This window comes from Pseudomonas glycinae (assembly GCF_001594225.2).
Taxonomy (GTDB): Bacteria; Pseudomonadota; Gammaproteobacteria; order Pseudomonadales; family Pseudomonadaceae; genus Aquipseudomonas; species Aquipseudomonas glycinae.
Map to the genome: position 1 here is coordinate 1,087,860 of NZ_CP014205.2, position 22,073 is coordinate 1,109,932.

General features: G+C 58.7%; 26 protein-coding genes, 1 tRNA gene and 2 pseudogenes. 11 read left to right on the forward strand and 18 right to left on the reverse strand.

Going from position 1 to position 22,073, the window contains the following annotated elements:
* The first annotated feature begins 8 nt into the window (after positions 1 to 8).
* Positions 9 to 302, forward strand: coding sequence for a zinc-binding dehydrogenase (locus tag AWU82_RS04945; protein ID WP_236197101.1), 294 nt, complete (start codon positions 9 to 11; stop codon positions 300 to 302).
* Here the strand turns inward: AWU82_RS04945 and AWU82_RS04950 are convergent.
* Both AWU82_RS04950 and AWU82_RS04955 read right to left on the reverse strand, forming a co-directional pair.
* The gene (locus AWU82_RS04950) at positions 299 to 889 is read right to left on the reverse strand and encodes a 2-hydroxychromene-2-carboxylate isomerase (protein WP_064378545.1); all 591 of its coding nucleotides are present in this window, start codon (positions 887 to 889) and stop codon (positions 299 to 301) included. The two genes, AWU82_RS04945 and AWU82_RS04950, sit on opposite strands and share 4 nt — an antisense overlap.
* Positions 890 to 921: 32 nt before the next feature.
* On the reverse strand, positions 922 to 1,650 hold the full coding sequence (locus AWU82_RS04955) for an SDR family oxidoreductase (RefSeq protein ID WP_064378544.1): 729 nt from the start codon (positions 1,648 to 1,650) through the stop codon (positions 922 to 924).
* Positions 1,651 to 1,741: 91 nt separating this feature from the next.
* Between AWU82_RS04955 and AWU82_RS04960 the strand changes: the two genes are divergently transcribed.
* Positions 1,742 to 2,311 carry a TetR/AcrR family transcriptional regulator gene (locus AWU82_RS04960; protein WP_064384019.1) on the forward strand — a complete coding sequence of 190 codons (570 nt, stop codon included), beginning with the start codon at positions 1,742 to 1,744 and terminating at the stop codon, positions 2,309 to 2,311.
* A gap of 10 nt (positions 2,312 to 2,321) precedes the next feature.
* On the opposite strand, the gene AWU82_RS04965 is transcribed toward AWU82_RS04960, so the two are convergent.
* Positions 2,322 to 2,603, reverse strand: coding sequence for a hypothetical protein (locus AWU82_RS04965; protein WP_064378543.1), 282 nt, complete (start codon positions 2,601 to 2,603; stop codon positions 2,322 to 2,324).
* Between the two features lie 168 nt (positions 2,604 to 2,771).
* A complete protein-coding gene (gene rhtA, locus AWU82_RS04970) occupies positions 2,772 to 3,659 on the reverse strand; it encodes a threonine/homoserine exporter RhtA (protein ID WP_064378542.1) in 888 nt (295 codons plus the stop codon).
* 773 nt (positions 3,660 to 4,432) lie between these two features.
* On the opposite strand from rhtA, the pseudogene AWU82_RS29295 reads away from it, so the two are divergent.
* From AWU82_RS29295 to AWU82_RS04980, 3 genes and pseudogenes are all read left to right on the forward strand, one after another.
* Positions 4,433 to 4,534, forward strand: a pseudogene (locus AWU82_RS29295) (CorA family divalent cation transporter); the annotation flags it as partial.
* 105 nt (positions 4,535 to 4,639) lie between these two features.
* Positions 4,640 to 5,488, forward strand: a pseudogene (locus AWU82_RS04975) (RHS repeat domain-containing protein); the annotation flags it as partial.
* Complete coding sequence (locus tag AWU82_RS04980; protein WP_064378732.1) at positions 5,481 to 5,861, forward strand: UCP019853 family protein; 381 nt, start codon at positions 5,481 to 5,483, stop codon at positions 5,859 to 5,861. The pseudogene AWU82_RS04975 and the gene AWU82_RS04980, both read left to right, overlap by 8 nt.
* Before the next feature lie 79 nt (positions 5,862 to 5,940).
* Here AWU82_RS04980 and AWU82_RS04985 read toward each other — a convergent pair whose 3' ends face one another.
* From AWU82_RS04985 to AWU82_RS05000, 4 genes are all read right to left on the reverse strand, one after another.
* A complete protein-coding gene (locus AWU82_RS04985; RefSeq protein WP_007952178.1) occupies positions 5,941 to 6,105 on the reverse strand; it encodes a hypothetical protein in 165 nt (54 codons plus the stop codon).
* Positions 6,106 to 6,228: 123 nt separating this feature from the next.
* Positions 6,229 to 6,657, reverse strand: a complete 429-nt coding sequence (locus tag AWU82_RS04990; protein WP_011333228.1) for a glycine zipper domain-containing protein — start codon at positions 6,655 to 6,657, stop codon at positions 6,229 to 6,231.
* Positions 6,658 to 6,794: 137 nt separating this feature from the next.
* Positions 6,795 to 7,163, reverse strand: coding sequence for a hypothetical protein (locus tag AWU82_RS04995; RefSeq protein ID WP_011333227.1), 369 nt, complete (start codon positions 7,161 to 7,163; stop codon positions 6,795 to 6,797).
* Positions 7,164 to 7,470: 307 nt separating this feature from the next.
* A complete protein-coding gene (locus AWU82_RS05000) occupies positions 7,471 to 7,659 on the reverse strand; it encodes a hypothetical protein (RefSeq protein WP_041475182.1) in 189 nt (62 codons plus the stop codon).
* Between the two features lie 242 nt (positions 7,660 to 7,901).
* Here AWU82_RS05000 and AWU82_RS05005 point away from each other — a divergent pair, with 242 nt between their 5' ends.
* Positions 7,902 to 8,180, forward strand: a complete 279-nt coding sequence (locus tag AWU82_RS05005) for a hypothetical protein (protein ID WP_011333226.1) — start codon at positions 7,902 to 7,904, stop codon at positions 8,178 to 8,180.
* Between the two features lie 42 nt (positions 8,181 to 8,222).
* Here the strand turns inward: AWU82_RS05005 and AWU82_RS05010 are convergent, their stop codons facing one another.
* Complete coding sequence (locus AWU82_RS05010) at positions 8,223 to 8,543, reverse strand: YbjQ family protein (protein WP_007959944.1); 321 nt, start codon at positions 8,541 to 8,543, stop codon at positions 8,223 to 8,225.
* A 152-nt stretch (positions 8,544 to 8,695) separates the two neighbouring features.
* Positions 8,696 to 8,785: transfer RNA gene (locus AWU82_RS05015), tRNA-Ser, on the reverse strand.
* Positions 8,786 to 9,092: 307 nt separating this feature from the next.
* On the opposite strand from AWU82_RS05015, the gene AWU82_RS05020 reads away from it, so the two are divergent.
* The 3 genes from AWU82_RS05020 to AWU82_RS05030 all read left to right on the forward strand — a co-directional run bounded on the left by AWU82_RS05020 (position 9,093) and on the right by AWU82_RS05030 (position 11,828).
* Positions 9,093 to 9,782, forward strand: a complete 690-nt coding sequence (locus tag AWU82_RS05020; RefSeq protein ID WP_011333225.1) for a crotonase/enoyl-CoA hydratase family protein — start codon at positions 9,093 to 9,095, stop codon at positions 9,780 to 9,782.
* A 216-nt stretch (positions 9,783 to 9,998) separates the two neighbouring features.
* The gene (locus tag AWU82_RS05025; protein WP_064384027.1) at positions 9,999 to 10,721 is read left to right on the forward strand and encodes a 1-acylglycerol-3-phosphate O-acyltransferase; all 723 of its coding nucleotides are present in this window, start codon (positions 9,999 to 10,001) and stop codon (positions 10,719 to 10,721) included.
* A 135-nt stretch (positions 10,722 to 10,856) separates the two neighbouring features.
* Positions 10,857 to 11,828, forward strand: a complete 972-nt coding sequence (locus tag AWU82_RS05030) for a magnesium and cobalt transport protein CorA (RefSeq protein WP_064378731.1) — start codon at positions 10,857 to 10,859, stop codon at positions 11,826 to 11,828.
* Between the two features lie 42 nt (positions 11,829 to 11,870).
* On the opposite strand, the gene AWU82_RS05035 is transcribed toward AWU82_RS05030, so the two are convergent.
* The 3 genes from AWU82_RS05035 to AWU82_RS05045 form a co-directional block, all read right to left on the reverse strand.
* A complete protein-coding gene (locus AWU82_RS05035; RefSeq protein WP_064378730.1) occupies positions 11,871 to 12,593 on the reverse strand; it encodes an amidotransferase in 723 nt (240 codons plus the stop codon).
* 95 nt (positions 12,594 to 12,688) lie between these two features.
* Positions 12,689 to 14,833 carry a 3-hydroxyacyl-CoA dehydrogenase NAD-binding domain-containing protein gene (locus AWU82_RS05040; RefSeq protein WP_064378729.1) on the reverse strand — a complete coding sequence of 715 codons (2,145 nt, stop codon included), beginning with the start codon at positions 14,831 to 14,833 and terminating at the stop codon, positions 12,689 to 12,691.
* Between the two features lie 17 nt (positions 14,834 to 14,850).
* Positions 14,851 to 16,056 carry an acetyl-CoA C-acetyltransferase gene (locus AWU82_RS05045; RefSeq protein ID WP_064378728.1) on the reverse strand — a complete coding sequence of 402 codons (1,206 nt, stop codon included), beginning with the start codon at positions 16,054 to 16,056 and terminating at the stop codon, positions 14,851 to 14,853.
* A 284-nt stretch (positions 16,057 to 16,340) separates the two neighbouring features.
* Here AWU82_RS05045 and AWU82_RS05050 point away from each other — a divergent pair, with 284 nt between their 5' ends.
* Together AWU82_RS05050 and AWU82_RS05055 are read left to right on the forward strand one after the other, a co-directional pair.
* The gene (locus AWU82_RS05050; RefSeq protein WP_143491825.1) at positions 16,341 to 16,544 is read left to right on the forward strand and encodes a hypothetical protein; all 204 of its coding nucleotides are present in this window, start codon (positions 16,341 to 16,343) and stop codon (positions 16,542 to 16,544) included.
* 95 nt (positions 16,545 to 16,639) lie between these two features.
* Positions 16,640 to 17,461 (forward strand): c-type cytochrome, encoded by an 822-nt coding sequence (locus tag AWU82_RS05055; protein WP_064378727.1) that lies wholly within the window; start codon positions 16,640 to 16,642, stop codon positions 17,459 to 17,461.
* Positions 17,462 to 17,605: 144 nt separating this feature from the next.
* Here the strand turns inward: AWU82_RS05055 and AWU82_RS05060 are convergent, their stop codons facing one another.
* The 5 genes from AWU82_RS05060 to AWU82_RS05080 form a co-directional block, all read right to left on the reverse strand.
* On the reverse strand, positions 17,606 to 18,415 hold the full coding sequence (locus tag AWU82_RS05060) for a transglutaminase family protein (protein WP_007959971.1): 810 nt from the start codon (positions 18,413 to 18,415) through the stop codon (positions 17,606 to 17,608).
* Positions 18,412 to 19,362, reverse strand: coding sequence for an alpha-E domain-containing protein (locus tag AWU82_RS05065; RefSeq protein WP_007959974.1), 951 nt, complete (start codon positions 19,360 to 19,362; stop codon positions 18,412 to 18,414). Before AWU82_RS05065 ends, AWU82_RS05060 begins: the two co-directional genes overlap by 4 nt.
* Positions 19,363 to 19,374: 12 nt before the next feature.
* On the reverse strand, positions 19,375 to 20,784 hold the full coding sequence (locus AWU82_RS05070; protein ID WP_039769936.1) for a circularly permuted type 2 ATP-grasp protein: 1,410 nt from the start codon (positions 20,782 to 20,784) through the stop codon (positions 19,375 to 19,377).
* A 477-nt stretch (positions 20,785 to 21,261) separates the two neighbouring features.
* Positions 21,262 to 21,609: a ribonuclease E inhibitor RraB gene (locus AWU82_RS05075; protein ID WP_007959978.1), complete on the reverse strand. Its 348-nt coding sequence runs from the start codon at positions 21,607 to 21,609 to the stop codon at positions 21,262 to 21,264.
* Positions 21,610 to 21,819: 210 nt separating this feature from the next.
* Positions 21,820 to 22,053 carry a hypothetical protein gene (locus AWU82_RS05080; protein ID WP_007959980.1) on the reverse strand — a complete coding sequence of 78 codons (234 nt, stop codon included), beginning with the start codon at positions 22,051 to 22,053 and terminating at the stop codon, positions 21,820 to 21,822.
* Positions 22,054 to 22,073: the final 20 nt, after the last annotated feature.

Below are 22,073 nucleotides of genomic sequence, written 5' to 3' on the forward strand. Positions count from 1 at the left end.
CGGCAGTGGTGGGACTGGATCTGGCAGGTGTGATCGAAGCAGTGGGTGAGGGCGTGCAGAATTGGACGCCGGGCGATGAGGTGTATGCGTTGGCCGCGGGAGTGTTCACCTTGCTGCCGTTACTGACCGGCAGTGGGCGTGAGCATCATGGCGAGATTTTGCGCCAGGCTGCCGCGTTGATTGAGTCCGGCCAGCTGCGACCGCTGCTCGATCCGCATCGGTTCACGCTGGAAACCGCAGCAGAAGCCCATGAGCTGCTTGCAACGAAAGCAGCTCAGGGGCGTCTGGTGGTGGAGATTTAGCGAAGGGCTTCCAGCACGAAGTCGAGCCGGTCCTGACCGAAGAACAACTGCTTGTCGATGAACATGCTCGGCGCTCCGAAGACGCCACGCTTCACGGCGGTTTCGGTGTTGTCCTTGAGCGCGGCCTTGACTGCTTCATCGTTGGTCAATGCCAGTACTTCTTCAGGATTGAAGCCATGTTCGGTGAGCACGGTGGCAACCGCTGCCGGCTCATCGAGGGGGCGGCCTTCAACCCACAGCGCTTTGAACAGACAATCGATGAACGCCTGGAAGCGATCGGGATGACGCAGTTGAATGCCGGTGACCGCGCGCATCAACATCAGGGTATTGATCGGGAAGTGCGGATTGAATTTAAGGGGCACGCCGTAGCGTTTGGCGTAGCGGTCCAGGTCCTGAAACATGTAACGACCCTTGGCCGGGATCATTGCCGGAGACGCGTTGCCGGTGGCTTTGAAGACGCCGCCCAGCAACATCGGAATGTAGATCAACTGGCTGCCGGTCTCGGCGCAGATTTTCGGCAGTTGGGTGTACGCCAGATAAGTGGCGGGGCTGCCGAGATCGAAATAGAACTCCACGGTTTTGCTCATGTTCGCTGCTCTCTGTTTTTGTTATTGGGGGATTACCAGCGTTCGTTCCAGGGCCGCAGGTCCAGCTCGAACGTCCAGGCGTCCCGTGGCTGGCTATGCAGATACCAGTAGTTCTCGGCGATGTGGTCGGGGTTGAGAATACCGTCCTGATCCTTGGTGGCATATTTTTCAGGGAAATTGTCGCGGATGAAGTCGGTATCGATGGCGCCATCGACCACGACGTGGGCGACATGGATGTTCATCGGGCCAAGCTCTCTGGCCATGCTCTGTGCCAGAGCCCGGATACCGTGCTTGGCTCCGGCGAATGCGGCGAAGCCTGAGGCGCCGCGCAATCCGGCAGTCGCGCCGGTGAACAGGATAGTGCCGCGGCTACGGGTCACCATCCGTTTGGCGACTTCGCGGGCATTGAGAAAACCGGAGAAGCAGGCCATTTCCCAGATCTTGAAATACTTGCGTGCAGTTTCTTCGAGGATGCTGCAGGGCACGTTGGCGCCGATATTGAAAACGAATGCTTCAATCGGACCGAGGCGGGTTTCGATATCTTCGATCAGCGCAATGACGTCTTCTTCCTTGCGCGCGTCGCAGGCAAAACCGTGGGCTTCACCGCCGTCCGCCTGAATCGCTTCCACCAACGGCTGCAACTTGTCGGCGCTGCGCCGCGTGACGCACGCGACGAAACCTTCCTTGGCGAACCGCTTGGCGATGGCGCCGCCCGTGGCATCACCTGCACCGACAACCAATACGACCTTCTTGTTATTCATGGGTGGATCCCTTTATTAAACGATCGTTAAGTGAACGAACGTTATGCTAGGATTTTCCCAGCGTCAAGGCACTCAATGTGAGGACAAATACATGCGGTATTCCGCCGGTCACAAGCTGGAAACCAAAGAAAAGCTTCTGCAAAGCAGTTCGCTTTCTGCGAAAAGAAACGGGTTCTCATCAATGGGTGTCGATGGCCTGATGAAGGCAATCGGCCTGAGTGGGGCGGCGTTCTACAGTCATTTCTCGTCCAAGGATGCCTTGTTCGCGGCTATCGTCGAACGCGAGTTGTGCCAGAGTCTTGAGCGCTTGGGCGGGCAGGGTACGCAGGATCGCGAGCGACTGGAGCGGTGCCTGAAACTTTATCTGAGCATGGCCCATGTCGAGCAGCCTGAGTTGGGCTGCGCATTGCCTGCGTTGGGCGCCGAGATTGCGCGGTCGGATAATGTTGTGCGGGAACAGGCCGAGCTGTGGATTTGCAAGCTTCAGGAAAGTTGGGCGCAGATTCTGGAAAGCGACAGCCTGGCTTGGGCGATTCTGTCGCAGTGTGTCGGGGCGCTGGTAGTGGCACGAATGCTGGCGTCCCCGCAGGTTCAGCAGCGGGTGCTGAAGTCCTGTCATGAAGAGATCGGGAACCAGCTCGCCGCTTCGCGAGTGCAGTAGCGGCGATGGTTTATTTGCAGATGACGATCATGCTGCGGCTGGTATAGCCGGCAGGGTTGAGGCCAAAGGGGTAATCACCCGGCTCTTCCACCGTATCGCCTGATTTTGCAATGACTTTGTAGCCCTTTGGTGCGCAAGAGTTGGCGGCGCTGGTGTAGCACTTGTCCCAAGAAGAGGACAGCCCCGAACAGTTGATGTGTAACCCTTTCTTGCCATGTTTGACGTGGGTCTTCGACGTCGCCGCGCAGCCTGCAACAGCCAGTATGGCGATCAGTATCAAAATTCGTTTCATTACCGTCCTTATGGCGGCCTCGAGTCTGGCGCTCGGGTCTGCCTTTATGCGCTCTCGCTTGAAGCGTTCTGATGTCCCTATCCGAAAAAATCCATGTCTGGCATTGGGTTGCGAGGCTAAACATGGCCTAAATGAGCGCCAATTGCCAGACCTTCGTAAAATCCTCTTTCAATCTGCAGCGATGGCGGGTTTAGAGGTACTGCCCATCGTCATGGTTGCTCCGACCGAGGCCAGAATAATGCACAGAATTGCCATCCATTGTGACAAAGAAAGGTATTCCTGCAGAAACAGCAGACCTGATAGCGCACCAAACGCTGGTTCGATACTCATCAATGTGCCGAAGGTGCGTGCGGGCATTCGGGTGAGCGCAACCATTTCCAGCGTGTAGGGCAGGGCTGTGGAGAGGATTGCAACGCCAATGGCGATCGGAATCAGTGCAGGTGTCAGCAGTGCGCTGCCGGCATGGACAATGCCAATGGGGGCAACGAACAGGGCGGCGATCATCACGCCAAGCGCCGCGGTGGTCACACCGTTATCCGCGCCCGCCTTTTGGCCGAACAGAATGTAGAGCGCCCAGCAAACCCCCGCTCCCAGCGCATAGCCTGCGCCGATCAGATCAATACCCGCTGTTGTAGCGCCAGTTGGTATCAGCAGCAACAAGCCGATGGCAGCCAGTGCAATCCAGAGAAAGTCGATAGCGCGACGTGAGGCATAGATGGCGACTGCCAGCGGGCCGGTGAACTCCAGAGCGACTGCGATGCCGAGCGGAACGGTACGTAACGACATATAGAAGAGGAAGTTCATACCTCCCAGCGCCATCCCGTAGACAATCACTGTGCGCAGCGACTTGGCTGTCAGCTTCGCTCTCCAGGGTTTGAGCAGTAACAGCATGATCACGCTGGCGAAGATCAGGCGAAGCGTTGTCGTGCCTTGAGCGCCAACAATGGGGAACATACTTTTAGCCAAGGATGCGCCGGACTGGATCGATGCCATGGCTATTAATAGTAGGCCAACCGGGAACAGGGTTGAGGCAAGGCTGCGAGGCTGGTGGTTCATTGCGTGGCATCATCCGGGGAGGTAGCTGTTGTGTTGAGCAATATAGTGCGCACTCGCTACGTTCCCGTCTATATAGAAGCGGCCTTTTTCCCTGTCTTGATAGAAAACTCAAATTAAGGGTTGACGGCAGATTCTGAGTCTCTATAATTCGCCCCACTTCCGGCGCAGTCGAAACGGAAAACTCCTTGAGATTCAATGAGTTAAGTAAGTTTCGAAGCGGGTCGCTTCAGTTCATCGAAGCCTGGAGGGAGTTGGAAATGCCGGTCTGTTTGGCGCTTTCAACGGTTCGATCTTCTCGGTCGAAAGCGGAGAAAAAGAGGTGTTGACAGCAGCGTGTAACGCTGTAGAATTCGCCTCCCGCTAACGAGAGATCGGAAGCGCAAGTGGTTGAAGTTGTTGAAGAAATCTTCGAAAACTTCTGAAAATAATCACTTGACAGCAAATGAGGCTGCTGTAGAATGCGCGCCTCGGTTGAGATGAAAGATCTTAACCAACCGCTCTTTAACAGCTGAATCAAGCAATTCGTGTGGGTGCTTGTGGAGTCAGACTGATAGTCAACAAGATTATCAGCATCACAAGTTACTCCGCGAGAAATCAAAGATGTAACCAACGATTGCTGAGCCAAGTTTAGGGTTTCTTAAAAACCCAAAGATGTTTGAACTGAAGAGTTTGATCATGGCTCAGATTGAACGCTGGCGGCAGGCCTAACACATGCAAGTCGAGCGGATGAAGGGAGCTTGCTCCTGAATTCAGTGGAGGCGTCACGCCAGAGCGTGGGGCAGCGCAAGTTTGCAGCGTGGGCGGCGATTCTGGCATTCCCGACGGCGGTGGCGGGGATCTACGGGATGAATTTCCAGAACATGCCGGAGCTGAGCTGGCACTACGGCTATTTCGGCGTACTGGGCTTTATCACGGTCGGCTGCGTGAGCCTGTGGGCTCGTATAACTTCGTATAATGTATGCTATACGAAGTTATTACGCAGCCAGGAACAGCACCGCAGTTTCATCTACGAACCCGGCACCTTCCGCCCACTGGCCATGCTCGACGGCAAAGGCCCGAAACGCGCCTGCCCGTTCTACTACCAACTCGACCACCTCGGCACCCCGCAGGAGTTGACCGACTACAGCGGCGACATCGTCTGGTCAGCCAAATACAGCGCCTACGGCAAGGTCACCTCGCTGGAACTGGCGACCGAGGACTACCTGAACCAGCCACTACGGTTTCAGGGGCAGTACTTCGATGAGGAAAGCGGACTGCATTACAACCGGCACCGGTATTACGACCCGGACGTGGGACGGTACCTGACGCCGGATCCGGTGAAGTTGGCGGGTGGGGTGAATCAGTACCGGTACGTGCCGAATCCGACGGGGTGGGTGGATCCGTTGGGGTTGACATCCAATTGTCCGCCGCCGAACAAGCCAGGATGTCCGGTTCCGGATCGGGTGAGCGGTTCGGTTGTTGACGAAGGTGAACCGCTGACCCCAAAGCCCAAATCTCGACCGGGAAATTTTGGTAGTGATGAAAAACTCGCCGCGCATTTTGAAAAGCATGGCGCCGAATTCAAGGCGATGACCAACGAAGAGTACTTGCTCATCGCACGAGGAGTAGTGAATCAAGGCACGCGTGTGGAGTACTTATACAAAGGAGAGATGCGAGCAGGATATATCCAACTAATGGGGAATAACCGGAAAGGTGAAGCGAAATTTGCTTTCGTGGGCACCAACACAAATGATGAAATTACGACTCTACACACCAAAAGTGGAAAAGAATTTTGGCGGACAATCAATGGTAATGCACAAGATAAAACAGTGAGACCTGCTCATGACTAAGACACACAAAGCTTTGGTCGTCGAAATAGATCCGTTTGTAGAAGACGCTATTTTGCTGGTTGTTGAGGGCGTTGAGGTCAGATGCTTCGTAAGCCACAGCCCTTCGAAAATTGAGGTCGGAAAAACTTACGAGGCTGAGTTCGAAATGGTGCTGTCTGATGACGAGTTTGTGTCAGCCACACAATGCGAAGAAATGCAGATCAAGATGCTCGGTAGTGGATTCCACTGTGAAGTTTATGGCTATCTGGATGGCGAGGTTTTCCGGTCGTTTGTTGATTTTATGGATCAGGATATCCACTACGAATACCCACATCTGAATGGGCAGTTCGTCAAAATTAACGCGGACAGGATTGATGTCTCGTTTGTTCGATAGCGAATGGCTGGGTTAGACCACTGCTCAAGCCCTTAGCGCTCTAAATAGAATTTCCAATATTCAACGAAACAAGTGTCCATCACTCATCATCATCAAAATCCTCATACTCAAGCTCTTCCTCACCCTCCAAAAGCGGAACCGTCGCATCATCCATCAATGACCCCGGATCTTCATTCCCCGGATCATTGATAAACGGCAATCCGCTCGGGCCTTTTTCTTCCTTGCCTTCGGTTTCGGGAGTCATGGCGCACCTCGTCAGTCGCATTCGTATACGACGTTCGAAAAGTATGGTCGCCAATCGTTCCTGCGCATGACGCACAGGCACAAAAAACCCGGCATAAAGCCGGGTTTCCGTAGAACCGATCACTCAACGATGACGATTCTTGTGTTTGTACTTGTGCTTATGACCACCGCCGGAGTGCGACTTGCCGCCATCGTCACCCAGGTTGTTGCCGACCGCACCACCCGCTGCGCCACCCAACCCTGCGCCAATGGTCGAACCGGTGGAGCCGCCGAGGCTGTTGCCGACCACTGAACCGCCTGCGGCGCCGAGGCCACCGCCAATGGCGGCTTCCGTGCGATTGCGTTTGTTCGCTCCGACGGCACTACCGGCCGCACCGCCAACGCCGGCACCCACCGCAGCACCGGTGCTGCCGCCGAGCTGGCCGCCGACCACATTGCCCAGTACACCGCCCAGCCCACCACCGACAGCCGCGGAACCATCGCCGGCAGCCATGGCGCCTTGAGCCACGAGCAGTCCTATAACCAACGCAGTTGCAGTTAAAGTCGAGCGCATACAGACCTCACAGGTCCCGGATCGGGACGGTTCGCCCGCGGAGTGGGCTATGTGGCATTGGAGGCGAATTCGGGTAAAACGTTCAGCAACGAAAAGGCCCGGCATAAAGTCGGGCCTTTTCAGACATGCATTCGCAATCAGTGACGCTTGTGCCCCTTGGACAAGTTGCTGCCCACTGCGCCGCCAGCAGCGCCGCCCAGGCCGGCACCGATAGTCGCGCCGTTCTTGCCACCCAGGCTGTTGCCGATGATCGAACCACCCGCCGCACCGACACCACCGCCAATAGCCGCCTTTGTGCGGGCCCCCTTCTTCGCTGCCAACGCACCGCCAGCTGCGCCGGCCAGGCCAGCGCCAATGGCCGCGCCGTTGCTGCCGCCCATTTTTTGGCCAACCACGTTACCCAGCGCGCCGCCCAGACCGCCACCCAGTGCGGCGGTACCGTCGCCAGCCATTGCACCTTGAGCAACCAGAAGCCCCAGAACCAGAGCAGGCAGAGTTAAACGCATGACGAGAACCTCAACAGAAGGAATAAAAAAGGGCGCAGATTGAATGCTGTTGCCGCGGCAATGTCCAGCGTTGCAGCGCACTTGGCGCCGATTGGACAGCGATTATGGAAAAGGTTTTATGGCAGGCAAAAAAAAGCCCGCTGGGGAGACGGGCTGGAGACTTGCTTTCTAACGGATGGCTTCACCCTACTCAGGCGGGTGTGAAAAGTTTGTGAAAGAAACCAGACGAATTTGCAATTTCTGTAGGGCATTTCTCGAAAAAGAAACAAAAAACCCCGCTCAATGGCGGGGCTGTGTGGCATCCGGATTACTTCCTGGAACGTGCCGTCACCTTGGGCAGAAATTTTGCTTTAGGCCCCTTGGGTGTTGTCGACTTGATCTTGCCGGTCTGCACCGGATCCTCACCGAATCCGGCCTGATACTCCGTCTGGCCGCAGCGCACGCAATTGTTGAATGAAAACTCAGCCCCGTCGTCTTCGATGTACGGATCAGTCATCTCTTCACCCCTTTTCAAAAGCGGGCCGACACCGGCAAACCCTTTTGCCTGAAAAAATATCGACCTCCAAGGCTTTTGAGACTAGCCGGTCATTCCTGGACTTGTGATTCAGATCACCCAAAGCCCGACGAATGGCCTACGGAAATTAAACACAATGACGAACCGTTGGTCTCACGCGCCTAAAGATTCCCGGCAACTGGCCGCTGCCCTTTTTCCTACGCAATCAATCTCAAGGAGAGAACATGGAAATTAAAGGATTCCCGACACTGCCCGTTGTAAAGCTCACGGATGAACAGATCGCCGCCGGCAAAGCCGGAGCAGAGAAATTCAAGGAAAAAGTCGCTTCGGGCGAAATCGTCATCAAGCAACCGACTGGACCGAGCCCGTTGCAGCCTGGTGTCATCTACCACCCGGACCCGGCCCAACCAGCTCAGCCGGGCGATACCCCGCCTCTCGTCGCGATCGATACACCACTGACCTACGATTCGAAAGGCACTGTCCTGCTCAAACCACAGGGCTGATTGTCAGCAAAGAGCCCATTCCCTTGAATGGGCTCACAAGCCTCAGCGCAACTTGACCGCCGTACCGGTCGCAAACACCACCACCATGCCGCCCTTTCCCGCTGGCATGCTGATCTCGAAATCCACCCCGACCACCGCATCCGCCTGCAAGGCCCGCGCACGCTCCTTGATTTCGTCAGTCGCCTGAACACGCGCCTCCTTCAACGCCCGCTCCAGCGTCTGCGAACGCCCACCGAAAAAGTCCCGCATGCCGGCGAACATATCGCGAATCACATTCACGCCCTGCACCGACTCGGCACTGACGATATCCAGATACGCCGTAATCTGCCGGCCTTCGATGGAATGGGTGGTGGAAATGATCATGGAGGTCGTCCTTTTACTTGCCGGATAAAGCCACGATTGTAATGCCCTGGCAAAGAGAAGCCGAAGCGATCTCTGCGACCAAAAAACCGGGCACCAGAATGCACAAAACCCCTGGCTTCTTTCGAAACCAGGGGTTTTGTTTACATCGAATTTGGCGGTGAAGGAGAGATTCGAACTCTCGATACAGTTTCCTGTATACACACTTTCCAGGCGTGCTCCTTAAGCCACTCGGACACTTCACCGTATCTCTTCAGACATGTTCTGTCTGTCGAGGCGCGCTAATGTAGTCGAAAGCTTTTCTGATGGCAAACTTTTTTTCAGAATTTTCATGCGGTTAAGCGAAAAAGCCGCGACCGCCATCGAGAGTCCATGGTGATTCGGCCAATCTCGGGTGGGCGCGGCCCTTCTTTATAGGTGCGCAGGCGTCAGACGCGGGGCGCGTTGCAGCGCATCGGGCGGTAAACGGTGACTGGCGGGTCAGTCACAGTGCTTTACCTGACCGGCGACGGTGGGTAACGTCTGCCCATCTTTCTTACAAGGAATTGCGCCATGAGCGACCTGATTGCCTACCACCTCGAAGACGGTATCGCGACCCTGACCCTGAGCAACGGCAAGGTCAACGCCATTTCCCCGGACGTGATCGCGGCCTTCAACGCGGCGCTGGATCAGGCGGTGGCGGATCGTGCCATTGTGATCATCACCGGTCAGCCGGGCATTCTGTCTGGCGGCTATGACCTGAAAGTGATGACTGCTGGCCCTAAAGAGGCCGTGTCGCTGGTGACCGCCGGCTCGACCCTGGCCCGTCGCCTGTTGTCGCACCCGTTCCCGGTAATCGTTGCTTGCCCGGGGCATGCCGTGGCCAAAGGCGCATTCATTCTGCTGTCCGCCGATTACCGGATCGGCGTCGACGGCCCGTTCAGCATCGGTCTGAACGAAGTGCAGATCGGCATGACCATGCACCACGCCGGCATCGAGCTGGCTCGTGATCGTCTGCGTCGCTCGGCCTTCCATCGCTCGGTGATCAACGGGGAGATGTTTGATCCGCAAAGCGCAGTGGATGCCGGTTTTCTCGACAAGGTGGTCGCGGCAGAAGAACTGCAAGGCGCTGCCCTCGCCGCCGCGCGTCAGTTGAAGAAGATCAACATGACCGCGCACAAGAACACCAAGCTGAAAGTGCGCAAGGCGCTGCTGGAAACCCTGGACAACGCAATCATCCAGGATCAGGAACACTTGGGCTGACACCCGGCTCATACCGATTCAGAAAAGCCCGACCGTCGTGTCGGGCTTTTTCTTGCACGCCCCGTTGAAAACTCCGCAGCAGCTCTAGGACGCCTCTGACCAACAAGTCGGAAACATGCGCTTAAACATCGCCCATCTCCGGACTCTATAGCGGCAATTGCCGAAAACAGTGCACATCCGTACACTGCGCCACCTTTTGTCCCGATGGGCCTGAAAATGCTGTTTGTGTTTCGTATGTTATTGATGGGCCTGCACTTTATTCTGGCGGGAATCCTCGGGGTGATCCTCGGGCTGTGCCGCCCGTTCAATCCGGACAACAGTCGCCTGTGTGCCCGTCTCTATGCACTGCCGGCCATGTGCATTTTGCGTCTGCGGGTGAAGGCCGATGTTGGCGCGCTAATGAACAAACCCGACAGCTGCGTGATCATCGCCAACCATCAGTCCAACTACGACCTGTTCGTGTTCGGTAACGTGGTGCCGCATCGTACCGTGTGCATCGGCAAGAAAAGCCTGAAGTGGGTACCGCTGTTCGGGCAACTGTTCTGGCTGGCGGGCAATGTGTTGATCGATCGTGGGAACGCGCACAAGGCGCGCCAGTCGATGCTGACCACCACCGACACCTTGCAGCACAAAGACACCTCGATCTGGGTCTTTCCGGAAGGCACCCGCAACCTGGGTGAAGAACTGCTGCCGTTCAAGAAAGGCGCGTTCCAGATGGCCATCGCCGCCGGAGTGCCGATCGTTCCGGTGTGTGTCAGCAGCTACATCAAGCACATGCGTCTGAATCGCTGGCACAGCGGGAAAATTCTCATTCGCTCGCTGCCGGCGATTCCTACCGCCGGCATGACCATGGACGACATGCCCACGCTCATCAACCAGTGCCGCGAACAGATGCGCGAATGCATCGATGCGATGGACCGGCAGCTGCAAGCCGCGTGAATAAAGAAGCCCGCCCAGTGCGGGTTTTCTTTTGTCCGTTGAACTGTGCAGATTTCACTGACTCTCAAGCAGCGACACGGCTAAGCTGAAGCCATGCCTCCCCTGCCATCTGCCAAGTAGAAGTGAATCACCACCATGGGTCGAGTTGTTGCTGCTGCGGTTTACAGCGCCGGTAAGAAAGTCACCAATATTACCCTCGACGAAGGCGCGGCCTGGGCCGCCAAGACTGGCCACTTCGTCTGGATCGGCCTCGAAGAGCCGAATGCCCAGGAACTGGCCAACCTGCAACGCCAGTTCAATCTGCACGAACTGGCCATCGAAGACGCCCTGGAAAAACACAGCCGGCCGAAGCTCGAAACCTTTGGCGACGCGCTGTTCATCGTCACCTACTCGCCGGTGCGCGAACACGGAATTCTGCAGTTCATCGAAACCCATATCTTCGCCGGCAAGGGCTACATCATCACTGCCCGCAATGGCCATTCGGCGTCCTACGCCCATGTCCGCCAGCGCTGTGAGGCGCGGCCGCTGTTGCTGGAACACGGGGAAGATTTCGTACTGTATGCGCTGCTGGATTTCGTGATCGAAAACTATCAGCCGGTGGGCGAAGCGATCCATGCCGAGATTGATGAGCTGGAGCGCAATGTGCTGTGCAGCGCACTGAATGAACACGACATCCAAAAGCTGCACGGCCTGCGTCGCGACGTACTGCGTCTGCGCCGCTACGCCGCTCCCATGGTGGAAATCAGCGAAGAACTGCAGAAGCTGAGCTTCCCCTTCATCGACAAGAACATGCGTCCGTACTTTCGCGACGTGCAGATCCATGTGACGCGGCAGATGGAAGACCTGACCACCCTGGCCGACATTGCAAGCCAGACCATCGAAATTGGCGTGCTGCTGGAGGCGTCACGCCAGAGCGTGGTGCAGCGCAAGTTTGCAGCGTGGGCGGCGATTCTGGCATTCCCGACGGCGGTGGCGGGGATCTACGGGATGAATTTCCAGAACATGCCGGAGCTGAGCTGGCACTACGGCTATTTCGGCGTACTGGGCTTTATCACGGTCGGCTGCGTGAGCCTGTGGGCGAGCTTCAAGAAATCCGGTTGGCTGTAAGTAAAAAAAACGCCCCCGTGCAAGGCACGAGGGCGTTCGGACTCAAGCGGCGGTCGGCTTGTGCGCCACGAAGCGCATCATCCACTCCGCCACCGTGGTGCCGTGGTGCTGATGCTCCAGGCTGGCCACGCCCTTGCTGTACACCTGCTCGCCCAGCGCTTCCTGACGCAGATCCAGCAGCGCCCGCGAGTAGTCGTGAATGAATTCCGGATGCCCCTGGAAGCACAGCACCTGATCGTTGATGTGGTACGCGGCGAACGGGCAGAAATCGCTCGATGCAATCACCGTGGCGTTCTCCGGCAACGCGGTGACCTGATCCTGGTGGCTGATCAACAGCGTCAGCTCTTCACGCACCGGGCTCATCCACGGCGCCTTGGCCGCCAGTTTGTAATTGTGAATGCCGACACCCCAGCCTTGAGTAGCACGCTCGCTCTTGCCGCCCAGCAGCAGCGCCAGCAGTTGATGGCCGAAGCACACGCCGAGCAGTTTGTCGCCGCGCTCATAGCGGGTCAGCAGGTATTGCTTGAGGGTCTGGATCCACGGGTCGGTGCCGAACGAATCGGCCTTGCTGCCAGTGACCAGGTACGCATCGAAAGTCAGTTCATCACTCGGATAGTCGCCCTGCATCACGTTGTACACCGTAAACTCGGCGGCGATCGGCTGTTGCGAGAACAGGCGCTGGAACATCTGCCCGTAACCCTGATATTGATCGACCAGTTCCGGACGCAGGATGTCGGTTTCCAGAATGCAGATGCGTAGCGACATAAAAAATACCTGACACGTGATGGGAATAATGCACAGCCCAGAGCCTGCCTTGAAACCACCCGGCAAGGCAAGCCCCGAAATGCGTCCCCAGCCCGTTAGAACAATTCGCCCCTCGCAGCCTTCTCAAGCAGCAACGCTGGCGGTACGAAACGCTCGCCGTACTGTTCCGCCAGATACTGTGCCCGGGCGACAAAGTCTTTCACGCCATATTGGTTGATGAACTGCAACGCGCCGCCCGTCCATGCCGCGAAGCCGATGCCGAAAATCGAGCCAACGTTGGCGTCCGCCGTCGACGTCAGCACGCCCTCCTCCACACAGCGCACGGTCTCGATGGCCTGCACGAACAGCAGTCGATCACGCACATCCTTGGGCGAAATCTGCCCGTCGGCTTTCTCGAAACGGGTTTTCAGCTCGGGCCACAAATGTTTCTGCCCACCCGCGGGGTACTCATAAAAACCGCCTCCCGCTGCCTTGCCCGGCCGCTTGTATTCGTTGAGCAGCAAGTCAATCACGGCGAACGCCGGGTGCTCAATCAGCGGTTTCCCTTCTGCTTGAAGGTCTTTAGCCGTTTGCTGACGGATATGGCTCATCAGGCTGAGGGAAACTTCGTCGGATATCGCCAGAGGCCCGACAGGCATGCCGGCCTTGCGCGCTTCGGTCTCGATCATCGGCGCACTGACGCCCTCACCCAGCATGGCAATGCCTTCATTGGTGAAAGTGCCGAATACCCGCGAAGTGAAGAAACCACGACTGTCGTTGACCACAATCGGGGTTTTCTTGATTTGCAGCACGAAATCGAACCCACGGGCAAGCGTTTCGTCGCTGGTTTGCGCGCCTTTGATGATTTCCACCAACGGCATTTTCTCCACCGGGCTGAAGAAGTGCAGGCCGATGAACTTGCTTTGATCCGGCACCGCAGTCGCCAACCCGGTGATGGGCAATGTGGAAGTGTTGGAGGCAATCACCGCGTCGGCACCAACCACCTGTTGCGCTGCCGCCGAGACCTTGGCCTTGAGCTGACGATCCTCGAACACCGCCTCGATGATCAGATCGCAACCTGCCAGATCGGCATCGCTTTCGGTCGGCTGGATACGCGCCAGCACCGCTTCACGCTGCTGCGCAGACATTTGCCCACGAGCGACTTTTTTATCCAGCAGCGCCGCCGAATGCGCCTTGCCCTTTTCGGCAGCAGCAAGGTTGATGTCCTTGAGCACCACATCGATTCCGGCCACAGCGCTGACGTACGCGATTCCCGCCCCCATCATTCCGGCGCCAAGCACGCCCACACGCTTCGTCACATAAGGCGTAAAACCCTGCGGCCGCGAACCGCCGGCATTGATTTCATTGAGCTGAAACCAGAAGGTGCCGATCAGGTTTTTCGAGATCTGGCCGGTGGTCAGTTCGGTAAAGTAGCGGGTTTCGATCAGGTGCGCCGTGTCGAAATCCACCTGCGCGCCTTCCACCGCCGCGCACAGAATCTTCTCCGGTGCCGGCAACGTGCCTTGGGTTTTGGTGCGCAGGATCGACGGCGCAATCGCCAGCATCTGCGCAACTTTCGGATTGGATGGCGCGCCGCCGGGAATCTGATAACCCTTCACATCCCAACGCTGCACGGCCGCAGGGTTGGCAAGAATCCAGGCCCGGGCCTTGGCCAGCAGCTCATCGCAATCCGCCGCCAGTTCATCGATCAAACCGGCCTGCAACGCCTGCTGCGGACGGACTTTCTTGCCTTCAAGCAGATACGGCAAAGCCTTTTCGATGCCGAGCATGCGCACCATGCGCACCACGCCACCGCCGCCCGGCAACAGGCCGAGGGTCACTTCCGGTAAACCGAGTTGCACCGACGCATCGTCCAGCGCCACGCGGTGGTGGCAGGCCAGGCAGATTTCCCAGCCGCCGCCGAGCGCCGCGCCGTTGATCGCCGCGACCACCGGTTTGCCGAAGGTTTCCAGGGTGCGCAACTGGCCCTTGAGGGTCAGCACCATGTCGTAGAACGCCTTGGCTTCGGGCTTGCCGACCTTGATCAGTTCATTCAGGTCGCCGCCGGCGAAGAAGGTTTTCTTGGCCGAAGTGATGATCACCCCGGCGATGTCATCTTTTTCCGCCTGCAAACGGGCGACGCTTTCGGCCATGGCCTCGCGGTACACCGCGTTCATGGTGTTGGCGCTCTGGCCCGGCATGTCGATGGTCAGGAGGACGATGCCGTCCTGGCCTTTTTCGTAACGAATGGCTTGGGTCATGACAGAATTCCTTGGGGTCAGAGGCGTTCGATGATGGTGGCGATACCCATGCCACCGCCGACGCACAGCGTCGCGAGGCCGTAGCGCAGGCGCCGGGCTTCCAGTTCATCGAGCAAGGTGCCGAGGATCGCGCAACCGGTGGCGCCCAGCGGATGGCCCATGGCGATCGAGCCGCCATTGACGTTGACCTTGTCCGGATCGACGGCCATGTCCTTGATGAATTTCAGCACCACCGAGGCGAACGCCTCGTTGACCTCGAACAGGTCGATGTCCTCCACTCGCAGCCCGGCCTTGGCCAGTGCCTTGCGAGTGGCCGGCGCCGGGCCGGTGAGCATGATGGTCGGGTCGGTGCTGGTGACTGCAGTGGCAACAATCCGCGCCCGGGGTTGCAGGCCCAACGCACGCCCCTTGGCTTCGGAGCCGATCAGCATCAGCGCCGCGCCATCGACGATCCCCGAGCTGTTGCCCGGCGTGTGCACATGATTGATCCGCTCGACATGGCTGTAGACCCGCAACGCCGTAGCGTCGAAGCCCATCTGGCCGATCATCTCGAAGCTCGGCTTGAGTTTGCCCAGACCTTCGAGGGTCGACTCGGCGCGAATGAACTCATCGTGATCAAGCAGGATGATGCCGTTCTGGTCCTGCACCGGCACCAACGACTTGTTGAACGATCCGTCGGCCCGGGCGCGCGCCGCTTTCTGTTGCGAGTGCAGCGCGTAGGCATCGACGTCCTGACGGCTGAAGCCTTCAAGGGTGGCGATCAGGTCGGCGCCGACGCCTTGTGGCGTGAAGTGGCTGTGCAGATTGGTCTGCGGGTCGAGCGCCCAGGCGCCACCGTCGCTGCCCATCGGCACGCGAGACATGGATTCGACGCCGCCGACCACCACCAGTTCTTCAAACCCGGAGCGCACTTTCATCGCCCCCAGGTTCACCGCTTCCAGCCCCGAGGCGCAGAAGCGGTTGATCTGCACGCCGGCGACGCTGACGTCCCAATCGGCCACCTGCACGGCGGTCTTGGCGATGTCCGAGCCCTGATCGCCAATTGGCGTGACGCAACCGAGCACCACGTCATCGACCTGGCTGGTGTCCAGCTCCGTGCGCGCTTGCAAAGCGGTCAGCAGCCCTGCCACCAGGTTCACCGGTTTGACGCTGTGCAGCGAACCGTCGGCCTTGCCCTTGCCACGGGGCGTGCGTAACGCGTCGAAAATCAAAGCTTGGGTCATGACGTCCTCGAACCTGTGCGGTGAGTGAAATTCGTGCTGCCACTGTTGTCTTCACCCGTCATGGATTCAATGACCACAGCGCTCAATGACGTTGACGCGCACGCTCAGACGGACGGTCATCCGTGGCTTGATTAACCGGTTCAGGTGCGCGAGCTGTCTAGCAAACGGGCGGCAAAGAAGCTGGCAATGGGCCTCATGCCTTTTTAATCGCGACAGGTAGCAAATACATACGAAATGGATCTAAGCGAAGCGTGACGCGGGCCCTAAGGTGAAGATGTACGTTGTTGTCGTCGGGTTTTGCCGAGGCAGACGTTCTTCAACAGGAAGTGCAGCGCTTGCCATCATGGATATGCAGGCAGGCATCAGGAAATAACAAAAAAGGCGGTCAAGCCATGTTCAAACAACCGAAAGTACGTCAAGCAGGGCTCATTCTTTTCGCCACGACGCTGTTGTTGATTCTGCCGAACCTGACCAAGGTCATCGGCTGATTCAAGTGTCAGGTATTGTTTATCGCCACTGAAAATGCGACTGGCCCGCTACCCGGGCCAGCGTGGCTGTGCCAATCTTTGCGCACTTCCACGACATGGACGGCGATCACTTGAAAACGCTCATTCTATTTGGGGCCGCGCTGCTGAGCATGCCCCTTTCTGCCGCGCAGCTGAACCTGGAGCTGGGTGCAAACACCCGCACCTGGCAGACCGAGGAGTTGCTCAAGCATCCTCAGGTACAAACCCTCACGGTCAAGAATGATGTGTCCTACAAGAAGGACATGACCTATCGCGCCGTGCCGATGGCCGCGCTGCTGACCGGCATCAAACCGGACGATCACCTTCAAGCCGTGGCGCTGGACGGTTTTGCCGCAGAGCTTTCCGCCGCGCCGCTACTTGAGAGCAAAGGTTCCCGCGCCTGGCTGGCCATCGAAGATCCGGCGCAGCCCTGGCCGCCGCTGTCGGAAGGCAAGCACAGCGCCGGGCCGTTCTATCTGGTGTGGACCGATCCGCAGGCCGGCAACATCAGCCCGGAACAATGGCCGTTCGAAGTGGCGAGCATCAAGCGCATGGCACCGGTGGCCGAGCGCTTCCCTGCCCTGTTGCCGGATCCTGCGTTGAAGGCCGATGACCCGGTGAATCAGGGCTTTGCCCTGTTCCAGAAAAACTGTCTGGCGTGCCATCGCCTGAATGGCGCAGGCGATGCGCAGTTCGGGCCGGATCTGAATATTCCGTACAACCCGACCGAATACTTCGGCGCGGACTTCCTCAAGCGCTACATCCGCGACCCACAGAGTCTGCGCCAGTGGCCGCAGGCGAAGATGCCGGGGTTTTCCGCCGAGGTGTTGCCGGATGCGGATCTGCAGAAACTGATCGGGTATTTGCAGCACATGGCCGGGCGCAAGGTTAAGCCTTGATGACTTGAGTCTTGCAGTGCGCTCACTGGCCTCTTCGCGGGCAAGCCCGCTCCCACAGGTTATGCGTTGGATTTGAATCAGCGGCATTTCTGTGGGAGCTGCGGTGCGACGACTCGACTTGCCAGCGATGCGGTATCCCGGATCTTACTGCTGCTGCACCGAGATGATTGGCGCTGGTGTCGGCGACACCAGCACTTTCGCGTGCATCTGCTCTGACCCGCCGCCCCGACGCATGCCGCGCACCGGGCAGGCGTCGAGGTAATCAAGCCCCACCGCCAGTTTCAGGTGCCGCTCCGGCCGCGCCAGTTCATTGGTCACGTCAAAGCTGTACCAGGCGTCATCGATCCAGGCCTCGGCCCAGGCGTGGCTGGCCAGATGCTCGCAATCCTCGCTGTACAGATAACCCGACACATAACGCGATGGCACCCCGAGGCTGCGTGCGCAGGCCAGGAACGCGTGGGCGTGGTCCTGGCAAACACCCGCCCGCCCGGCAAACGCCTCGGCGGCGCTGGTATCGACTTCGGTGGCGCCCGGCTTGTAGGTCATGTGCTGGTTCAGCCCATGCATCAGGTCGATCAGTGCATTGCGGTCCCGTCGCTGCTTGCAGGATTTCTCGGCAAACGCCCGCAACGCCTCGTCAGCCTCGGTCAGCCGGGTGAAACGCAGGAACGGCAGCGCCGACTGACTCTCGTGCTCGGCTTCGCGCAACTCGTCGATATCGACCTGCCCCCGGGCGCCGATGATGATCGCTTCGTGAGGCTCGTCCATGGTCAGGACGTGCAGAATGTTGCCGAACGGATCGAGCTGGGCTCGTACCGGGCGTGGCAGGTCGAGCTGCCAGCTCAGCACGTGCTGACGCTCGCTGTCGTGGGGTGTCAGGCGCAGGTACTGGATGCTCGCGCGCACCTGATCTTCGTAGTGATAGGTGGTCTCGTGGCTGATGGAAAGTCTCATGCGGCCTCCAGGTAGGAACTGTGAATGGCGTTGCCCAGCTGGCGCACCAGCGGGATGAACTCGGTGAGCCAGGCGTGCAGCCCTTCCTCGAGAATTTCTTGAATGCCGGTGTAGCGCAGACGCGCATCCATTTCCGCCGCCAGCCTTTGTGCGGGACGACCGTTGGCCCCCGGCAACTGCGCCAGAATTTGGTCGATCTCCTCGGTGCACGCCCGCAGCGAACGCGGCACATCCGCACGCAACAAAAGCAGCTCGGCCACATGCCGGGCGCCGGGCGCATCGCGATAGATTTCGGTGTAGGCCTCGAACGATGACAGCGCCCGCAACAAGGCGCTCCACTGGTAATAGGCGTGAGCGGTGCCGTCGCTGACTGCTTCGGCCTGATCGCCGGCCATTTCGTAACGCGCATCGAGCAAGCGCAAGGTGTTGTCCGCCCGCTCGATGAAGGTCCCCAGGCGAATGAAACGAAACGCGTCGTTGCGCATGATGGTGCCGTAGGATGCCCCACGGAACAGGTGCGAACGCTCCTTGATCCACTCGCAGAAGCGGCTCATGCCATAGCGGCTGAGGCCCTGATTGGCGATCCCGCGAATCTCCAGCCAGGTGGCGTTGATGTTCTCCCACATGTCGGCGGTGATCCGGCCACGCACCGCATGGGCGCTGGCGCGCGCCGCGCCGAGGCAGCTATAGATGCTCGCCGGATTGGCCGCGTCGAGGGCGAAGAAGTGCAGCAAGCGCTCGGCATGCAGCTCGCCGTGGCGTTCCAGGTAATCGTCCAGCGTGCCGGTGATCAGCAGCGGCATCGCCAGTTCGTGCAGACCGTCGCCACGGCCGTCCTGCGGCATCAGCGACAGCGAATAACTGACGTCGAGCATCCGTGCGAGGTTTTCCGCCCGCTCCAGGTAGCGCGACATCCAGTACAGATCCGAGGCAGTTCTACTTAACATGGCAGGCTTCCTTCAATCCTCGACCACCCAGGTGTCCTTGGTTCCGCCGCCCTGGGATGAATTCACCACCAGAGAGCCTTCACGCAGGGCAACACGGGTCAAACCGCCGGGCACGACCCGGGTTTCGCGGCCGGACAATACGAACGGGCGCAGGTCGATATGGCGCGGCGCAATGCCGTTTTCGACAAAGGTCGGACAAGTCGACAGCGACAGCGTCGGTTGCGCGATGTACGCGTGGGGCTTGGCCTTGATCCGCTCGCGGAACGCATCGATTTCCGCGGTCGTCGCCGCCGGCCCCACGAGCATCCCGTAACCGCCGGAGCCCTGGGTTTCCTTGACCACCAGATCCGGAAGATTGGCCAGCACGTGGGAAAGTTCAGACGGGTTACGGCATTGCCAGGTCGGCACGTTCTTCAGGATCGGTTCTTCGTCGAGGTAGAAACGGATCATTTCGGTAACGAACGGATACACCGATTTGTCGTCCGCCACGCCGGTGCCGATGGCATTAGCCAGCACCACGTTGCCGGAGCGATACGACGACAGCAGCCCCGGCACGCCGAGCATCGAATCCGGGCGGAACGCCAGCGGATCGAGGAACGCGTCGTCGAGCCGGCGGTAGATCACGTCCACCGCTTTCGGGCCGTCGGTGGTGCGCATGAAGACCTTGTCGTCGCGCACGAACAGGTCCGCGCCCTCCACCAGCTCCACGCCCATTTCCCGGGCCAGGAACGCATGCTCGAAAAACGCGCTGTTGAAGCGTCCCGGCGTCAGCACCACGACACTCGGGTCGTCGATCGGGCTTGAGCTTTTCAGGGTGTCGAGCAGCAGGTTCGGGTAATGGTCGATGGGAGCGATGCGCTGGGCCGCGAACAGTTCGGGGAACAGGCGCATCATCATCTTGCGGTCTTCGAGCATGTAGCTCACGCCGCTTGGCGTGCGCAGGTTGTCCTCGAGCACGTAATACGTGCCGTCGCCGTCGCGCACCAGATCGACGCCGGAGATGTGCGAATAGATATCGCGGTGCAGGTCCAGCCCCTGCATCGCCAACTGATATTGCTCGTTGGCCAGCACCTGCTCGGCGGGAATGATCCCGGCCTTGATGATGCGTTGCTCGTGGTAAAGGTCGGCGAGGAACATGTTCAACGCCTTGACCCGCTGGATGCAGCCGCGCTCGACGATCCGCCATTCACTGGCCGGAATGCTGCGCGGAATGGTGTCGAAGGGAATCAGACGCTCTGTCCCCTGCTCGTCCCCGTAGAGCGTGAAGGTGATCCCGGCGCGATGGAACAGCAGATCGGCCTCGCGTCGCCGCTGGGCCAGCAGCTCGTCAGGCGTTTCGGCCAGCCAGCGGGCAAACTCCCGGTAATGCGGGCGGATCTGGCCGCCGGCATCGTACATCTCATCAAAATAGGTGCGGATCATGCCGTACTCCTTGTCACTCCGGACATACAGGCCTTCGCAAGGCCCGTGCCATCGGCATAAACGCTTTGATTTCAATCGGTTGGATATTGACGCCGCATGCACCGCACCATTCCTGTGCGGCAAATGCTCCCACCTGATCGCCCCCGCCTCATTGCGACGCAGTCCCGTCGCCTATCACCAGCATAGTCAGAGTTGATTTCACTGCCCGTCGGCGGCTGCGGATAATCCGCGCATCCGCTGCAAAAACGTCGCTGACGAAGCACGCAGCCTCACTGTTCCGGCTTGCCCTGGCAGCCCTCCCGGCCTTAACCCTGACCGGTTTCCTCTCCTTGCGGTCTTCCCTTTTAGCCACCATTTCAGGTGGCTTTTTTTTGCGCCGGTTTCTTGTTTCAGGGTTTTGCCATGCGCTTTCGGGGCCGTAGAAACGACAACGGCCGACCCGAAGGTCAGCCGTTGCTCGACGTGTTGCGAGAGTGATCAGTTCAAACGGTGCCGGTTGCGGATCTCCTGTTTCACGCCCCAGCCTTCGATGATGCCGCCCAAGGGCTCGACCACCGCCGAAAAACCCTGCTCGAAATCGCCAATGTCGTCGTAGGTTGCGTACATCACCTTGCTCAATTCCAGAGACCAGGCGCCGTCGTCGCGCGCACTGACCTGGGCATTGATGGATTCACCGCGAAATTTGCCTGCCGCCCTGCGTGCCCGCTCCTCGTCCGGGAAAATGGCGTAGAACTCGATGGGATGGAATCGGGAAAAATCGAAACCGCCTTCTTTCATGCGGCGCAGCACACTGCTGCTGATGTCTTCTTGATAGGCTGTGCTCATGAATCGTCCCCCTCGCATAGATGGATAGACTTTCCGTATTCCCTGCACTGGCCCACAGGGCCCGGGTGCTTACGGCAACCGCGTTGCCGGCGGGAAACAAGCATGTAGCTGACAAGACCAGACCTTAGCGATCCGTTCGCTGATCTCGCTTGCAGAGTAGCCCCAAGATAGAGCCGCTGCCAAGGCCTGGTACATGAAGAAAATGAAGATTCAGATTGGGGTGATGCTGCGGATTTCGATGCTGTTCTGGGTTTTCAGGCTTTTTACGCCGGCATCGGCGGTGCGCCCTTCCAGATCGTTCAGGTCAAGCTCGGCGGCGACTGGCAGCAATCGTTCCTTGATGAGGCGAGCTGCCCGTTCATGACTGGGGCATTCCTCGCACTCGAAGACTTCGTCGATCGTTTCACCATGATCGTCCACGAAAGTGACTTTCCACTTTGACATCGGAGCCTCCTCGATCAAAC

What these genes read in the sequence shown, in the direction of transcription:
- AWU82_RS05030 (WP_064378731.1), top strand. Translation starts at nt 10,857, where the DNA reads ATGGGTCGAGTTGTTGCTGCTGCGGTTTACAGCGCCGGTAAGAAAGTC.
- AWU82_RS05020 (WP_011333225.1), top strand. Translation starts at nt 9,093, where the DNA reads ATGAGCGACCTGATTGCCTACCACCTCGAAGACGGTATCGCGACCCTG.
- AWU82_RS05035 (WP_064378730.1), bottom strand. Translation starts at nt 12,593, where the DNA reads ATGTCGCTACGCATCTGCATTCTGGAAACCGACATCCTGCGTCCGGAA.
- AWU82_RS05045 (WP_064378728.1), bottom strand. Translation starts at nt 16,056, where the DNA reads ATGACCCAAGCTTTGATTTTCGACGCGTTACGCACGCCCCGTGGCAAG.
- AWU82_RS04995 (WP_011333227.1), bottom strand. Translation starts at nt 7,163, where the DNA reads ATGCGTTTAACTCTGCCTGCTCTGGTTCTGGGGCTTCTGGTTGCTCAA.
- AWU82_RS05005 (WP_011333226.1), top strand. Translation starts at nt 7,902, where the DNA reads ATGGAAATTAAAGGATTCCCGACACTGCCCGTTGTAAAGCTCACGGAT.
- AWU82_RS05000 (WP_041475182.1), bottom strand. Translation starts at nt 7,659, where the DNA reads ATGACTGATCCGTACATCGAAGACGACGGGGCTGAGTTTTCATTCAAC.
- AWU82_RS05080 (WP_007959980.1), bottom strand. Translation starts at nt 22,053, where the DNA reads ATGTCAAAGTGGAAAGTCACTTTCGTGGACGATCATGGTGAAACGATC.
- AWU82_RS05065 (WP_007959974.1), bottom strand. Translation starts at nt 19,362, where the DNA reads ATGTTAAGTAGAACTGCCTCGGATCTGTACTGGATGTCGCGCTACCTG.
- AWU82_RS04990 (WP_011333228.1), bottom strand. Translation starts at nt 6,657, where the DNA reads ATGCGCTCGACTTTAACTGCAACTGCGTTGGTTATAGGACTGCTCGTG.
- AWU82_RS05010 (WP_007959944.1), bottom strand. Translation starts at nt 8,543, where the DNA reads ATGATCATTTCCACCACCCATTCCATCGAAGGCCGGCAGATTACGGCG.
- AWU82_RS05075 (WP_007959978.1), bottom strand. Translation starts at nt 21,609, where the DNA reads ATGAGCACAGCCTATCAAGAAGACATCAGCAGCAGTGTGCTGCGCCGC.
- AWU82_RS05055 (WP_064378727.1), top strand. Translation starts at nt 16,640, where the DNA reads ATGGACGGCGATCACTTGAAAACGCTCATTCTATTTGGGGCCGCGCTG.
- AWU82_RS04985 (WP_007952178.1), bottom strand. Translation starts at nt 6,105, where the DNA reads ATGACTCCCGAAACCGAAGGCAAGGAAGAAAAAGGCCCGAGCGGATTG.
- AWU82_RS04965 (WP_064378543.1), bottom strand. Translation starts at nt 2,603, where the DNA reads ATGAAACGAATTTTGATACTGATCGCCATACTGGCTGTTGCAGGCTGC.
- AWU82_RS05060 (WP_007959971.1), bottom strand. Translation starts at nt 18,415, where the DNA reads ATGAGACTTTCCATCAGCCACGAGACCACCTATCACTACGAAGATCAG.
- AWU82_RS04980 (WP_064378732.1), top strand. Translation starts at nt 5,481, where the DNA reads ATGACTAAGACACACAAAGCTTTGGTCGTCGAAATAGATCCGTTTGTA.
- AWU82_RS05025 (WP_064384027.1), top strand. Translation starts at nt 9,999, where the DNA reads ATGCTGTTTGTGTTTCGTATGTTATTGATGGGCCTGCACTTTATTCTG.
- AWU82_RS04950 (WP_064378545.1), bottom strand. Translation starts at nt 889, where the DNA reads ATGAGCAAAACCGTGGAGTTCTATTTCGATCTCGGCAGCCCCGCCACT.
- AWU82_RS04955 (WP_064378544.1), bottom strand. Translation starts at nt 1,650, where the DNA reads ATGAATAACAAGAAGGTCGTATTGGTTGTCGGTGCAGGTGATGCCACG.
- AWU82_RS04960 (WP_064384019.1), top strand. Translation starts at nt 1,742, where the DNA reads ATGCGGTATTCCGCCGGTCACAAGCTGGAAACCAAAGAAAAGCTTCTG.
- rhtA (WP_064378542.1), bottom strand. Translation starts at nt 3,659, where the DNA reads ATGAACCACCAGCCTCGCAGCCTTGCCTCAACCCTGTTCCCGGTTGGC.
- AWU82_RS05070 (WP_039769936.1), bottom strand. Translation starts at nt 20,784, where the DNA reads ATGATCCGCACCTATTTTGATGAGATGTACGATGCCGGCGGCCAGATC.
- AWU82_RS05040 (WP_064378729.1), bottom strand. Translation starts at nt 14,833, where the DNA reads ATGACCCAAGCCATTCGTTACGAAAAAGGCCAGGACGGCATCGTCCTC.